Source organism: Steroidobacter sp. (genome assembly GCF_036402275.1).
Lineage (GTDB): Bacteria > Pseudomonadota > Gammaproteobacteria > Steroidobacterales > Steroidobacteraceae > Steroidobacter.
In genome coordinates, this window is sequence record NZ_DASWTF010000036.1 from 817,498 (window position 1) to 831,804 (window position 14,307).

The window sequence follows — 14,307 nt, forward strand, 5'->3', positions numbered from 1 at the left end:
TCTCATGAACGCAGATATCGCCGCCGATCTGGTCGGCTCCGCGCTCCGCCTCACCATGGTGCTGGTCTGTGTGCTGGTCGTGCCCGGCATGCTCGTGGGCCTGGTCATCGGCTTCTTCCAGGCCGCGACGCAGATCAACGAACAGACGTTGAGCTTCCTGCCTCGCTTGCTGGTGACGCTGCTCGCGATCGCACTGACGGGCCACTGGATGGCGGCGCAGTTGATGGACTTCTGCGTCGCCGTGTTCCGGGGCGCGGCCACGCTGGTGGGCTGAGGCCGGTCATGGAACTGGTGCTGCAGCAACTTCCGCAACTGCTGAGCGCGGTCTGGTGGCCGTTTTGCCGCGTGCTCGGCATGCTCAACGCGGCGCCGATCATCGGCGAGAACATGGTGCCCATCACCGTGCGCGTGCTGTTGTCAGTCGTGCTCGCGGTGATCTTCGTTCCGGTTGCTCAGCCGGTGGCGCCGATCGATCCGCTGTCCATGCAAGCTGTGGTCACGACGTTGAATCAAGCGCTGCTCGGCTTCGGACTGGGCCTCGCGTTTCATCTGACGATGGCCGTCATGCAGATGCTCGGCTTCGTGGTGTCCTCGCAGATGGGCTTGTCGATGGCGGTCATGAACGATCCCATGACTGGCACGTCGGCGGACGTGATCGCGACGATGTTGTACCTGCTGTGCGTGCTCGTCTTCTTCGGCATCGACGGTCATCTGGTGCTGGCTCAAGTCATCGGCGCGAGCTTTCACACCTGGCCGGTCGGCGGACCGCTCGACATCGCGACGCTGCGTGATATCGCCTACAACGTGGCCTGGGTTTTCTCCGCGGCTCTGCTGCTCGCTATCCCTATCGTGTTCTCGACACTGGTCGTGCAGATGGGCTTCGGCCTGCTGAATCGAATCGCGCCGGCGCTCAATCTTTACTCGCTCGGCTTCGCCGCCATCATCGTGTTCGGCCTGTATGTGCTCGGCTACCTCGTGCAGGTCCTGCCCGGCCACTACTTGCGACTCACGCAGCAGGTACTCGAACTGCTGCGTGTGAAGACGGGGTAACGCCATGGCCGAAGCCTCGCAAGACGACAAGAGCGAAAAAGCATCAGCCCAGAAGCTGCGAAAATCTCGCGAGCGAGGTCAGGTTGCGCGGTCGCGCGACTGGACGACCGCCGTCGGCATCTTCCTGTGCCTGCAACTGACGGTGTTTTTGATTCCGGGTTACCTGGAAGACTTCCGTCTGCTGTTTGCCCGTAGCTTCACGGTGATGAGCCAGCCCGGCGATCTGGAGAACGCCAACTCCACACTGTTCGCCTCCAGCATGCTGCTGCTGTTCAAGATGGTGCTGCCGCTGTTGGTAGTGCCGCTGCTGGTCGGCATTGCCTCCATGTTTCCCGGCGGCTGGGTGATGAGCTTCACGCCGTTGAAGCCGCGCTTCGACAAGCTCAATCCCCTCTCCTATTTCAAGCGAGTGTTCGCTCAGCGCCACATGGTCGAGACGCTCACGTCCATGCTGAAGGCGACCGTATTGATCGCGACCTTGTGGTGGGTGACCCGCGGCAGCATTACCGATTTTCTGGAACTGCAGTCGCGGCCTCTGCCTGAAGCGCTCGAAGGCGCCGCCGATCTCATGCTGAGCGGCGTGATGGCGCTGTGCGCGGTGTTCATCATCTTCGCCATCATCGACCTGCCGATCCAGGCGTTCGTGTTCATGCGCGAGCAACGCATGAGCAAGCGCGAAGTCAAGGAAGAACATCAGCACAACGAAGGCCGGCCCGAAGTCCGGCAGCGCATTCGTCAGATTCAGCAAAAGATGTCGCGTGGCGCGATCCGCAAGGCAGTGCCGACCGCGGACGTCGTCATCGTGAATCCCGAGCACTACGCCGTCGCCGTGAAGTACGACGAGAAGCGCGCCAGCGCGCCGTTCGTCATCGCCAAGGGCGTCGACGAGATGGCGCTGTACATCAAGGCTGTGGCCATCGAGCACAACGTCGAAGTCGTGCCGCTGCCGCCGCTGGCCCGCGCCATTTACAACACCAGCCAGGTGAATCAGCAGATCCCGGCGGCGCTGTACGAAGCCGTCGCCAGCGTGCTCGCCTATGTGCTGCAGATCCAAGCGTTTCGGAAAGGCAGTCGCAAAGTGTTGCCGACGCTGCCCAGCGAACTTTCCTTGCCCCGTTTATAAGGTGAGCCGTGCATGAGCGCCGCGCCTGAGAATTTCCTGACCCGCACCGTCCACTCGCTGCAACAGCATCGCGCCGCCGTGCCGATGTTCCTGATGGCGCTGCTGGCGATGATCATCCTGCCGCTGCCGCCGCTGCTGCTGGACGTGCTGTTCACGTTCAACATCGTGCTGGCGCTGATCGTGGTGCTGGTCAGCGTGACGACACGGCGGCCGCTGGACTTCTCCGTGTTCCCCACGGTGATCCTCGCCACCACGTTGATGCGCCTGGCGCTCAACGTCGCCTCCACTCGCGTCGTACTGCTCAATGGTCACGAAGGCACGCATGCCGCCGGTCGCGTCATCGAGGCGTTCGGTCACGTGGTCATCGGCGGCAACTTCGTGGTCGGCCTGGTGGTGTTCGTCATTTTGATGATCATCAACTTCGCGGTGGTCACCAAGGGCGCCGAGCGTATCTCTGAAGTGTCGGCGCGCTTCACGTTGGACGCGTTGCCCGGCAAGCAGATGGCCATCGACGCCGACTTGAACGCGGGCCTGATCAATCAGGAAAAGGCCCAGCAGCGACGCCGCGAAGTCGCCGCCGAAGCGGATTTCTATGGCGCGATGGACGGCGCGTCGAAGTTCGTGCGCGGTGACGCCATCGCGGGCATCCTGGTGTTGCTGATCAATATGGTCGGCGGCGTGATCATCGGCTCGCTGATGCACGGCCTGTCGTTCGGGGAAGCGTTCAAGCTGTACGCTCTGCTCACCATCGGTGACGGCCTCGTCGCGCAGATTCCGGCGCTGTTGTTGTCGGCCGCCGCGGCCATCATCGTCACTCGCATCAGCGATTCGGGCGACTTCGAGAAGCAGGTGGGCTCGCAGATGCTCGCCTCGCCGAGCGTGCTCTACGGCGCGGCTGGCATGATGCTGGTGCTGGGTCTGATTCCTGGCATGCCTTGGCTCACATTCCTCGCGTTCGCTGCAGTGCTGGCGTTTGCCGGCTGGCGGATGACCAAGCACGAGGCTTCCGCACCGGATGCAAACGCTGCCGCCGAAGCAGCCATCATCGCGCAACCCACGCCAGAACTGGATTGGCGCAGCTTACCCTTCGTGGAGCCGCTCGGCGTCAGCGTCGGCTACAAGCTGGTCGGGCTCATCGACCGCAACCAAGGCGCGCCGCTCGACGCACGACTCAAAGGTGTGCGTCAAACGATGAGCGAGTCGATGGGCCTGCTGTTCCCCCCGATTGGCGTACGCGACGATCTCACTTTGCCGCCGAACCAATATTCGGTCCTGCTGCACGGGACTGTGATCGCGGAGGCGGAAGTTCATCCCGACAAGCTGATGGCGATCGCATCGGCGCAGGTGTACGGCGAGATCGACGGCATTCCCGGCATCGAGCCGGCTTACGGTATGCCGGTGATCTGGATTGCGCCGAGCGAGCGCGCCAATGCGTTGGGGCTCGGCTATCAGGTGGTCGATGGCGCCAGCGTCATCGCCACGCATGTTTCCAAGCTGGTGCGCGAGCATATGTCGGAACTGATTCGTCACGAGGACGTACCTGCTCTGCTCGAACGACTGGGCGCCATGTCGCCCAAGCTCGCCGCCGCCGTCGAGAAGGCGCTGACGCACAGCCATTTGCTGAAAGTGTTCCGGCTGCTGCTGGCGGAGCATGTGTCGCTGAAGGACATCGTTCCCATCGCGACCACGCTGCTGGAAAGCGCCGAGACCACCAAAGACCCCATTCTGCTCGCGGCCGAGGTTCGCTGCGCCCTGCGTCGGCAGATCGTGAGCTCCCTGCTCGGGAAGTCGACGCAGATGAGGGCCTTCAATCTCACCGGTGAGCTGGAGAGCATGCTGCTCGGCTCGCTCAATCAGGCGACCCAGACCGGCAAGGTCGCGCTCGACAATTATCCCGTCGATCCGAATCTGCTGTCGCAATTGCAGACCAACATGCCGGTGATGCGCGAACAGATGAAGCAGCAAGGCGTGCCGCCGCTGCTGTTGGTGATGCCGCAGATCCGGCCGCTGCTCGCGCGATATGCGCGATTGTTTGCGCCGGGCCTGGCGGTGCTTTCGTACAACGAAATTCCGGAGCACAGGGACATCAGCATCATCGGCTCGCTGGGCTGAGCTCTGTCCTCGGCCGCTGCTGCAAAATCACGATGGCCGCTTCGGCCGCCGCTCGAAACAGCGAGGCCGGCGGCAGCTCGACCGACAGTTGCGGCGGCAACATGGCCGACGAGTTTTCGTTGACCACGCTGAGCAGCGTATTGCCTTGCGTGACCTGCGCGCGTCGCAGGCGCAATCCTGCGCGGCTGAGCGACGATGCGATGCTGGGCAACGCTTGTTGAATCACGAGTAAGCTGGGCCGCTGCTCGCACGCTACCAGCAATTCGATATCGTCGTCGGACGACTGAACGTGCAGCACGATGCTGCCCATCGCCGGCGGTGCCAGACCCAGCTGCAGCGCCAGTGGCAGCCCGCGACGGGCCGGCTTGCGTCGCGCGCGATCGATCGCGACCACCAGACGTAGCATCAGATGCATCCCCGCCCATGCGTAGACCGGCAGCAGCCAGCGTTCATGCGCGGTGGCGTTGGGCATAAAGCTCGAATCTCGAAACAAGGCCGCAGTGCCTGCGCGTGCTCCGTTCGAATCGGCGCCGTAGCCTGGCGCACGGGTCCAGTGTTCTTGAGCAAGCGACCGCCAGGTCGAGGCCATAGCGGCTGGATCCGGCAGTTGCCACGCAATCTGTCGAAGCACGGCCTGGTCCAACTGCATGGCTTTGTGTTGGTTCAGCGCCATGTTGTTGAGCGCATTCGGTGTGGAGGGTTCACGTAGCGCGAGCTCCAGGTGCGGCTCAGTCGCGAGAACCTGCATCATCAGAGTGTCGCCAGGGCGCAGTCCGTCGGCCATGCGGTTCAGCCCCATCAGGCGCAGCTCGGTGCCATTGGCCATGGTCACCAGCAAATCGTCGCCCGCTGAATCCGCGAGCGTGAGTAACAATGTTTCCCCCGGCGTGGGCGTGCGGTCACCGGTGCGTTGTTGTGCGACCCGCGGCTGGACGATCGCGGAGACTCTCTCCACAGCCATTGTTCTTTTCCCCCAGTTGCGTCCGCCTCAAACAAAAGGAGCCAACCGTTCAGTCACGGCTGGCTCCCCAATTCAGGGAACTGTTACTGCATCAGAGACATGACCAGCTGCGACATGCTGCTGCTCTGCTTGAGGGCCGACGTACCAGCCTGCAGCAGCAGCTGCTTGCTGGTGGAGTTCGACGTTTCCACGGCGTAGTCCACGTCCATGATACGGCCGCGCGAAGAGGACACGTTCGTGATCATATTGCCGAGGTTGTTGTACACGTGGTCGAGACGGTTCGAAGCAGCACCGAGCTGCGCACGCACCGTGCCCACCGCCGTGATCGCCGTGTCGATGGTGGTGATGATGGCGTTGGTGCCGCCGGTCAACTCCGTGCCAGCCGCGGGAGCGGCGAAGCCGGCGTAGTTGCTGCTGACGTTGCCCAGCGCGGTGGCCAGAGCGGTCAGGTTGGTGGCGGTGTCGACAGCCATCGTTTCAGAGGCGCTGGCGCCGATCTGGAACGAGACGGAGGCGGACAACAGGCCGGCCGAACCGTCGGTGGTCGTGCCGTTGCTGAACAGGCGCGAGCCACCGAAGGACGAAGAGCGCACGATGTTGCTCAGTTCGAGGCCCAGGGCATCGTACTCAGCCTGCAGCGCCGTCTTGTCGTTGGCCGTCGTGGAAGCGGTGAAGGCTTCGGTCGCGAGGTCCTTCATACGCAGCAGCACGTTGCTCAACTCGGAGAACGCGCCTTCGGCGGTCTGCATCATCGAGATGCCGTTCTGGGTGTTGCGCTGAGCGACGGCCATGCCGCGGGTCTGCGCATCCAGGCGGGTGGCGATCTGCAAGCCGGCAGCATCGTCCATCGCGCTGTTGACGCGGAAGCCGGTGCCGAGGCGGGTCAACGAAGTGGACAACGCCTTCTGAGTGTTGCCGACCGAATTCTGCGTGGACAGCGACGCAGCGTTGGTGTGAAGAGAAAGCATTTCAAGAACTCCTGGTGGTTGTCGTCTTGGGCGCCAACCATTCGGTTCTTCGCGCCCTCAGTCCCTGAAGGCGGCGGTCCGTTCGGAGTTCTTAAATAGCTTGCACCGAAGTTTTTTCGTGACTGGCGTCACACTCCGGGGACTCTCACCCATCCTTCCATGAGCACGCGAGCGCTGCGGCTCATGATGGCTTTGGTGACCGTCCATTCCCCGTCGACTCGTGCAGCCTCGGCGCCGACGCGCAACGTGCCCGATGGATGGCCGAAGCGCACCGTGTTCCGCTCGCCGCCACCGGCCGCGAGATTCACCAGCGTGCCTGGAATGGCGGCTGCCGTGCCGATGGCGACCGCGGCCGTACCCATCATCGCGTGATGCAGCTTGCCCATCGACAGTGCGCGCACGAGCAGATCGATATCGCCCGCCTGCACGTGCTTGCCGCTGGAGGAAACATAGCTGGCCGGCGGCGCGACGAACGCGACCTTCGGCGTGTGTTGGCGTTTCGCGGCCTCTTCGAGCGTTTTGATGAGGCCCATGCGAATCGCGCCGTGCGCGCGAATGTTTTCGAACATGGCCAGCGCTTTGCCGTCGCTGTTGATGGCTTCCTGCAATTCAGCGCCGGTGTAGCCGATGGCGTCCGCGTTCACGAAGATGGTCGGAATGCCGGCGTTGATCATGGTCGCTTTCAGCGTGCCGAGGCCGGGCACCTCGAGATCGTCGACCAGCTTGCCGGTTGGAAACATCGCGCCGCCCGCGCCTTCCTCGTCGGCGGCCGGATTGATGAATTCGAGCTGCACTTCGGCGGCGGGGAATGTCACGCCATCCAGCTCGAAATCGCCGGTCTCCTGCACGACTCCGTTCGTCATCGGCACGTGCGCGATGATCGTCTTGCCGATGTTCGCCTGCCAGACGCGAACCGTGGCGATACCGTTCCTTGGAATACGGCTCGGATCGATCAATCCGTTGCTGATGGCGAACGGTCCGACGGCGGCGGACAGGTTGCCGCAGTTGCCGCTCCAGTCCACGAAGGGTTTGTCGATGGAGACCTGGCCGAACAGATAATCGATGTCGTGGTCCTGTTTTGTGCTCTTCGAGAGAATCACGGTCTTGCTGGTGCTAGAGGTCGCACCCCCCATGCCATCGATCTGTTTGCCGTACGGATCGGGACTGCCGATGACCCGCAGCAGCAACTCATCGCGCGCCGCGCCGGGCGCCTGAGCCGCCGCAGGCAGGTCCTGCAGGCGGAAGAACACTCCCTTGCTCGTGCCGCCCCGCATGTAGGTGGCGGGAATCTTGATCTGAGGTGCGTGGGCCATAGTGGTTCTAGGCGACTTTCGACGATTCGAGGAAATCCTGCGCGAAGCGTTGTAACACGCCGCCGGCTTCGTAGATCGAAACTTCTTCCGCGGTGTCGAGGCGGCAAGTCACCGCCACTTCAACGCGCTCGCCATTGCGACGGTGAATGACCAGCGTGAGATCTGCTCGCGGCCTACGCGCGCCGATAACGTCATAGGTTTCAGTGCCATCGATGTTCAGCGTCTTACGATTGACGCCCGGTTTGAACTCGAGCGGCAGCACCCCCATGCCGATCAGGTTCGTGCGATGGATGCGCTCGAAGCCCTCGGCAACGATGGCTTCGACGCCAGCCAAACGCACGCCCTTCGCCGCCCAGTCACGCGACGAGCCCTGACCGTAGTCGGCGCCCGCGATGATGATCAGCGGCTGTTTGCGCTCCATGTAGGTCTCGATGGCTTCCCACATGCGGGTGACTTTGCCCTCCGGCTCGATACGAGCCAGCGAGCCCTTCTTCACTTGCCCGTCCACCACGGCCATTTCGTTGACCAACTGCGGGTTCGCGAACGTCGCTCGTTGCGCGGTCAGGTGATCGCCACGATGAGTCGCATAAGAATTGAAGTCCTCTTCCGGCAAGCCCATCTTGGCGAGATATTCGCCCGCGGCGCTGTCCAGGAGAATGGCGTTCGAAGGCGAGAGATGATCCGTCGTGATGTTATCGGGCAGCACCGCCAGCGGACGCATGCCCTTCAACGTGCGCTCACCCGCCAACGCGCCTTCCCAATAAGGCGGCCGACGAATGTACGTGCTTTGCGGTCGCCAGTTGTACAACGGGCTGATCCTCACCGAGCTCGCCGCGCTCGGGGCGAACATCGGCTCATAGACCTTGCGGAAATGCTCGGGCTTGACGCTCTTGGCGACGATGGCGTCGATCTCTTCGTCGCTCGGCCAGATGTCTTTCAGCGTGACCGCCTTGCCGTTCTTGTCGACGCCCAGCACGTCTTTCTCGATGTCGAAGCGAATCGTGCCGGCGATGGCGTACGCCACGACCAGCGGCGGCGAAGCAAGGAACGCCTGCTTGGCATACGGATGAATGCGCCCGTCGAAGTTACGATTGCCGGACAGCACGGCGGTCGCGTACAGATCGCGATCGATGATCTCCTGCTGGATCTTCGGATCCAGCGCGCCCGACATGCCGTTGCACGTCGTGCAGGCGAACGCCACGATGCCGAAGCCGAGTTGTTCCAGCTCGGGCAGCAGCTTCGCTTCTTCCAGATACAACTGCACGGCCTTCGAGCCCGGCGCGAGCGATGATTTCACCCAGGGTTTGCGCGTGAGACCCCGCGCGTTCGCGTTTCGCGCGAGCAAGCCGGCGGCGATGACGTTACGTGGATTGCTGGTGTTCGTGCAGCTCGTGATCGCAGCGATGATCACCGCGCCATCGGGCATCTGACCCGGGACTTCTTCCCACTTGCTGGCGATGCCACGCTTGGCCAGATCCGTGGTGGGCAGCCGCTTATGCGGGTTCGACGGACCCGCCATGTTACGAACCACCGAGGACAGATCGAACTTCAGCACGCGCTCGTATTCGGCTGTCTTCAGGCTGTCGGCCCACAAGCCGGCTTGCTTCGCGTAAGTCTCTACCAGCTTCACTTGCTCATCGCTGCGGCCCGTGAGCTTGAGATAGTCGATGGTCTGCTGGTCGATATAGAACATCGCCGCCGTGGCGCCGAATTCCGGCGTCATGTTCGAGATGGTGGCGCGATCGCCCAGCGTCAGCGCCGACGCACCTTCGCCATAGAACTCGATGTATGCGCCGACGACCTTCTCTTTGCGCAGGTACTCGGTGAGCGCGAGCACGAGGTCGGTCGCAGTGATGCCTGGTGCCGGTTTGCCCGTCAGCTCGACGCCAACGATGTCCGGCAAACGCATCCACGAAGCGCGCCCGAGCATCACGCTCTCCGCTTCCAGACCGCCGACGCCGATGGCGATCACGCCAAGCGCGTCGACGTGCGGCGTGTGACTGTCCGTACCCACCAGCGTGTCCGGGAACGCGACGCCGTCCACTGCATGAATCACCGGCGACATCCGCTCCAGGTTGATCTGGTGCATGATGCCGTTGCCCGGCGGAATCACGTCCACGTTCCGGAACGCGAGCTTGGTCCAGTTGATGAAATGGAAACGATCGTCATTGCGACGATCCTCCACCGCCCGGTTCTTCGCGAACGCATCCTTGTCGTAGCCGCCGTACTCGACCGCCAGCGAATGGTCGACGATCAGCTGCGTCGGCACCACCGGATTGATCTGCGAAGGATCTCCGCCCTTGTCCGCAATCGCATCCCGCAACCCGGCGAGATCGACCAGCGCCGTCTGCCCGAGGATGTCGTGACAAACGACGCGGGCCGGGAACCACGGGAAGTCGAGATCCCGCTTGCGCTCGATGAGCTGCTTCAACGAAGCCGTGAGCGTCGCTGGGTCACAGCGACGCACCAGGTTCTCGGCATGCACACGGGAGGTGTACGGCAACTTGGCGTAGGCCCCAGGCTGAATCGCATCGACGGCTTCGCGCGCATCGAAATAATCCAGCTGAGTTCCGGGCAGGCGTTTGCGATGGGCAGTATTCATATTACTTGCGTTGTTCGATCGGCACGAACTTGAGATCTTCCGGACCGGTGTAATTGGCGCTCGGGCGGATGATTTTACCGTCAATGCGCTGCTCGATGATGTGCGCGCTCCAGCCAGATGTGCGGGCGATCACGAACAGCGGCGTGAACATGGCGGTAGGCACGCCCATCACGTGATAGCTCACGGCGCTGAACCAATCGAGGTTGGGGAACATCTTCTTGATTTCCCACATCACCGACTCCAGGCGCTCGGCGATGTCGAACATCTTGGTGTTGCCCGCTTCCTGGGACAGATCCAGTGCGACCTGCTTGATCACTTTGTTGCGTGGGTCGGAGATCGTGTACACCGGATGACCGAAGCCGATGACCACTTCCTTGCGCTCCACGCGCGCGCGAATGTCGGCTTCCGCTTCGGCCGGCGTGTCGTAGCGCTTCTGGATCTCGAAGGCCACTTCGTTCGCGCCGCCATGCTTCGGGCCGCGCAGCGCGCCGATGCCGCCGCAGATGGCCGAGTAAATATCGGAGCCGGTGCCGGCAACCACGCGAGACGTGAACGTCGACGCGTTGAACTCGTGCTCGGCGTACAGGATCAGCGACGTGTGCATCGCCTTGACCCACGAGCGCGGCGGCTTCTGCTGATGCAACAGGTGCAGGAAGTGACCGCCGATCGAGTCCTCGTCCGACTCCGTTTCGATGCGCTTGCCGTTGTGGGCGAAGTGGTACCAGTACAGCAGCATCGAACCGAGCGAGGCCATGAGCTTGTCGGCAATGTCACGGGCGCCCGCATGATTGTGATCGTCCTTCTCCGGCATCACGCAGCCCAGGACCGACACGCCCGTGCGCATCACATCCATGGGATGGGCCGAGGGCGGCAACTGTTCGAGCGCGGTCTTCACCGCCGCAGGCAAGCCACGCAGGGCCTTCAGTTTGGTCTTGTACGCCTTCAGTTCGGCGACCGTGGGCAGCTTGCCGTGGACCAGCAGATGAGCGATTTCTTCGAACTCACATTGAGCGGCGACGTCGAGAATGTCATAGCCGCGATAGTGCAGATCGTTGCCGCTGCGACCGACCGTGCAAAGCGCGGTATTGCCGGCGACGGTGCCGGACAGAGCAACTGACTTCTTCGGCTTGAACCCGGCCTGGCCAGAGCTGGACTGAGTGGGAGTGTCGGTCATGCAAGTCTCCTGGTCTTACTTCTTGGCTTTGAAGAGCGCGTCGAGGTGTTGCTCGTAGGCGTGATAGCCGATGCGCTCATACAACTCTTCGCGCGTCTGCATCGTGTCCACCACATTGCGCTGGTGGCCGTCGCGACGGATCGCGGTATAAACATTCTCCGCGGCTTTGTTCATGGCACGGAACGCGCTCAGCGGATACAGCACCATCGCCACGCCCGCTTCGTTCAGCTCGGGCACGGAGAAAAGCGGCGTCTTGCCGAATTCGGTGATGTTCGCCAGCACCGGCACTTTCACCGCGTCCACGAAGCGCTTGTAGGTCGCGATGTCGTAAGCGGCCTCGGCGAAGATGGCGTCGGCGCCCGCTTCGACACATTTGATAGAGCGCTCGATCGCGGCGTCGATGCCGAACGAAGCGATCGCGTCGGTACGCGCGATCAAATAGAAATCCGGGTCGGTCTTCGCATCGGCCGCGGCTTTCACGCGATCGACCATTTCTTCGGTGGAGACCAGCTCCTTGCCCGGGCGGTGACCGCAACGCTTGGCGCCGACCTGGTCTTCGATGTGACAACCGGCGGCGCCGAACTTGATCAGGCTCTTGATGGTGCGGGCGATGTTGAATGCACTCGGGCCGAAGCCGGTGTCGATGTCGACGATCAGCGGCACGTCGCACACATCGGTGATGCGGCGAATGTCGGTCAGCACGTCGTCCAGATTGTTGATGCCGAGGTCGGGCATGCCGAGCGAGCCCGCCGCGACGCCGCCGCCGGACAGGTAGATGGCGCGGTAGCCGGCCCGCTTGGCGAGCAGCGCGTGGTTCGCATTGATCGCGCCCACGATCTGCAGCGGCTTCTCGGCCGCCAGTGCCGAGCGGAAATGGGATCCGGCGGATGCCATGGCAAGTCTCCTTGGAAAGGCTGGAAACGGGGTTGCAGGAAGAGAGCAAGAGTTATGCCGGCTGACTGCCCGTCCTAACCCATTGATCTACATCGCAATGAACGGTGCGAGCGGGAGTGGCGGTTTCAACAACGAAACATTACAGTTTCATCTCTGAAACAGGGTGAAACTACTGTCATGAATGCTCAGGTTGTCCGTCCGAACGATCCGCCCCGAATCGTCGCCGTCGGCCTGCATCGGCTGAAGGATCTGTTCCGCGACCTCGCCCCGACCTATGCCCAGGCGGCGCGGGTCGAGGTGCTCGACAGCGGCTTCGAAACCGCCGTCGACAACATTCGGGAGTTGAGCCGGTCGCAGCCGATCGATGTGCTGGTCGCGGCCGGCTCGAACGGAGCCTTCCTTCGACAACACCTCGATCTGCCCGTCGTTCTCGTGCGCGTCGGCGGCTTCGACATCATGAGCGCCCTCGGCCGGGCGCGGAGTATTTCGTCGCGGATCGCTCTCGTCACGCACGGAGCCCTGCCGGTCGAGCTCGAACGTTTCAACGAACTGTTCGGCTTGGGCATCGAACAACGTAGTTACAGAACCACCGATGACGCGAGAAATTGCGTGCTCGAACTGCGCGCTCGGGGCATCGAAGTCGTGGTCGCACCGGGGCTGGTGACCGATCTCGCGGAGGCCGCCGGCATGTCGAGTGTGTTTCTGTATTCGGAAGACGCCGTACGTGAAGCGCTGGACGACGCCGTTGAAATGGCCCGACTGTCGCGCATGGAAGCGGCGAAGCGCGAGCGGTTGAACACGATCCTGGGTCAGCTGCGCGACGGCGTCGTCGCCGTCGATATGAATGAACGCATCGAGATTTTGAATCCCGCCATGGCGCGGCTGTTGGAACGGCCGGCGGTCGATCTCATCGGCCGCAAGCTGAGCGACGTCGCACCCGAATTATCTCTTGCGCGAACCCTGCGTGAGCCTCGCGCCGAAATCGACGAACTGCAGAAACTCGGCGCTCGCGCGGTGCTCACGAGTCGGTTGCCGATCACCGAGCAAGGCTCGCAGACCGGCGCCGTGCTCACCTGTCAGGATCCCGAATCCATCCAACGTGTGGACCGCGACCTGCGTGCGCGCCGGCACAAGCCCGCCACCAATGTTCGCTATCGGCTCACCGATCTGGTCGGCACGAGCCCTGGCATCGTTCATACCAGATCTTTGGCGGCACAGTACGCGCGCAGCGACGCGACGGTTTTGATATTCGGCGAGAGCGGTACCGGCAAGGAATTGCTGGCGCAAGGCATTCACGCGGCGAGCAAACGCGCGAACCAGCCTTTCATTGCCGTCAACTGCGGCGCTTTTCCCGAATCGCTGCTGGAAAGCGAGCTGTTCGGCTACGAGGAAGGCGCGTTCACCGGCGCACGCCGTGGCGGCAAGCTCGGTCTGTTCGAAGCCGCGCACACCGGCACAATTTTTCTCGACGAGATCGGCGAGATGCCGGTGTCACTCCAGACGCGACTGCTGCGCGTGTTGCAAGAGAAAGAAATATTGCGCGTCGGCGCCATCGAGCCCACGCGTGTCGACGTTCGCGTCATCGCCGCCACCCATCGCGACCTCACCGAGCGCATCGCCACCGGCGAGTTTCGCCGCGACCTCTATTATCGTTTGAATATTCTGCGACTGGAGCTGCCTGGATTGCGCGACCGTCGACAGGATCTCCCGGAGCTGGTCGCCCATCTGGCGCGAAAGATCGCGACGCGCACGAGCATCGACATCACGAATGATGCCCGAGTACAGAAGTTGCTGGCGGCCGCCCGAACATACGACTGGCCGGGCAACGTGCGCGAGCTGGAGAACTTGCTGGAACGCGTGGCCATGCTGGCGAGCCACAGCGATGTGACTCTCACTGACATGCAACTTCAGGAGCTCATGCCCGAGATCGCGGCGGGCAATTCTGCCAGGCCCGCCTCCACCATCTCGGCTCACCGAGCCGAATCGGAGCTCGATCTCATCCGGCGTGTGCTGGAAGAATGCAACGGCTCCTACGCCGAAGCCAGCGCGCGGCTTGGAATCAGCCGCACGACACTATGGCGTAGACTGAAAAGAGGCGCAGCCTGAAACG

The 14,307-nt window shown here is 62.7% G+C and carries 11 protein-coding genes; 5 read left to right on the forward strand and 6 right to left on the reverse strand.

Annotation, left to right across the window (positions count from 1 at the left end; all coding sequences use genetic code 11):
* Nucleotides 1–4: 4 nt before the first annotated feature.
* The 4 genes from fliQ to flhA are packed head-to-tail and all read left to right on the forward strand — an operon-like array spanning nt 5 to nt 4,285.
* Complete coding sequence (gene fliQ, locus VGD45_RS23230; RefSeq protein WP_331157743.1) at nt 5–274, forward strand: flagellar biosynthesis protein FliQ; 270 nt, start codon at nt 5–7, stop codon at nt 272–274.
* An 8-nt stretch (nt 275–282) separates the two neighbouring features.
* Entirely contained in the window at nt 283–1,050 is a 768-nt protein-coding gene (gene fliR / locus VGD45_RS23235) for a flagellar biosynthetic protein FliR (RefSeq protein WP_331157744.1), read from the forward strand.
* Nucleotides 1,051–1,054: 4 nt separating this feature from the next.
* The gene (locus VGD45_RS23240) at nt 1,055–2,173 is read left to right on the forward strand and encodes a flagellar type III secretion system protein FlhB (RefSeq protein WP_331157745.1); all 1,119 of its coding nucleotides are present in this window, start codon (nt 1,055–1,057) and stop codon (nt 2,171–2,173) included.
* A 12-nt stretch (nt 2,174–2,185) separates the two neighbouring features.
* Nucleotides 2,186–4,285, forward strand: a complete 2,100-nt coding sequence (flhA, locus tag VGD45_RS23245) for a flagellar biosynthesis protein FlhA (protein ID WP_331157746.1) — start codon at nt 2,186–2,188, stop codon at nt 4,283–4,285.
* On the opposite strand, the gene VGD45_RS23250 is transcribed toward flhA, so the two are convergent.
* The 6 genes from VGD45_RS23250 to prpB all read right to left on the reverse strand — a co-directional run bounded on the left by VGD45_RS23250 (nt 4,266) and on the right by prpB (nt 12,197).
* On the reverse strand, nt 4,266–5,246 hold the full coding sequence (locus tag VGD45_RS23250; RefSeq protein ID WP_331157747.1) for a hypothetical protein: 981 nt from the start codon (nt 5,244–5,246) through the stop codon (nt 4,266–4,268). The genes flhA and VGD45_RS23250 overlap by 20 nt on opposite strands.
* An 83-nt stretch (nt 5,247–5,329) precedes the next feature.
* The gene (locus tag VGD45_RS23255; protein WP_331157748.1) at nt 5,330–6,214 is read right to left on the reverse strand and encodes a flagellin; all 885 of its coding nucleotides are present in this window, start codon (nt 6,212–6,214) and stop codon (nt 5,330–5,332) included.
* 128 nt (nt 6,215–6,342) lie between these two features.
* Nucleotides 6,343–7,527 carry a 2-methylaconitate cis-trans isomerase PrpF gene (gene prpF / locus VGD45_RS23260; RefSeq protein WP_331157749.1) on the reverse strand — a complete coding sequence of 395 codons (1,185 nt, stop codon included), beginning with the start codon at nt 7,525–7,527 and terminating at the stop codon, nt 6,343–6,345.
* A 7-nt stretch (nt 7,528–7,534) separates the two neighbouring features.
* Nucleotides 7,535–10,129 (reverse strand): Fe/S-dependent 2-methylisocitrate dehydratase AcnD, encoded by a 2,595-nt coding sequence (gene acnD, locus VGD45_RS23265; protein WP_331157750.1) that lies wholly within the window; start codon nt 10,127–10,129, stop codon nt 7,535–7,537.
* Between the two features lies 1 nt (nt 10,130).
* Nucleotides 10,131–11,303, reverse strand: coding sequence for a bifunctional 2-methylcitrate synthase/citrate synthase (prpC, locus tag VGD45_RS23270; RefSeq protein ID WP_331157751.1), 1,173 nt, complete (start codon nt 11,301–11,303; stop codon nt 10,131–10,133).
* Nucleotides 11,304–11,318: 15 nt separating this feature from the next.
* Nucleotides 11,319–12,197 (reverse strand): methylisocitrate lyase, encoded by an 879-nt coding sequence (gene prpB / locus VGD45_RS23275; RefSeq protein ID WP_331157752.1) that lies wholly within the window; start codon nt 12,195–12,197, stop codon nt 11,319–11,321.
* A gap of 177 nt (nt 12,198–12,374) precedes the next feature.
* Here prpB and prpR point away from each other — a divergent pair, with 177 nt between their 5' ends.
* Nucleotides 12,375–14,303 carry a propionate catabolism operon regulatory protein PrpR gene (prpR, locus tag VGD45_RS23280; RefSeq protein WP_331157753.1) on the forward strand — a complete coding sequence of 643 codons (1,929 nt, stop codon included), beginning with the start codon at nt 12,375–12,377 and terminating at the stop codon, nt 14,301–14,303.
* Nucleotides 14,304–14,307 lie beyond the last annotated feature (4 nt).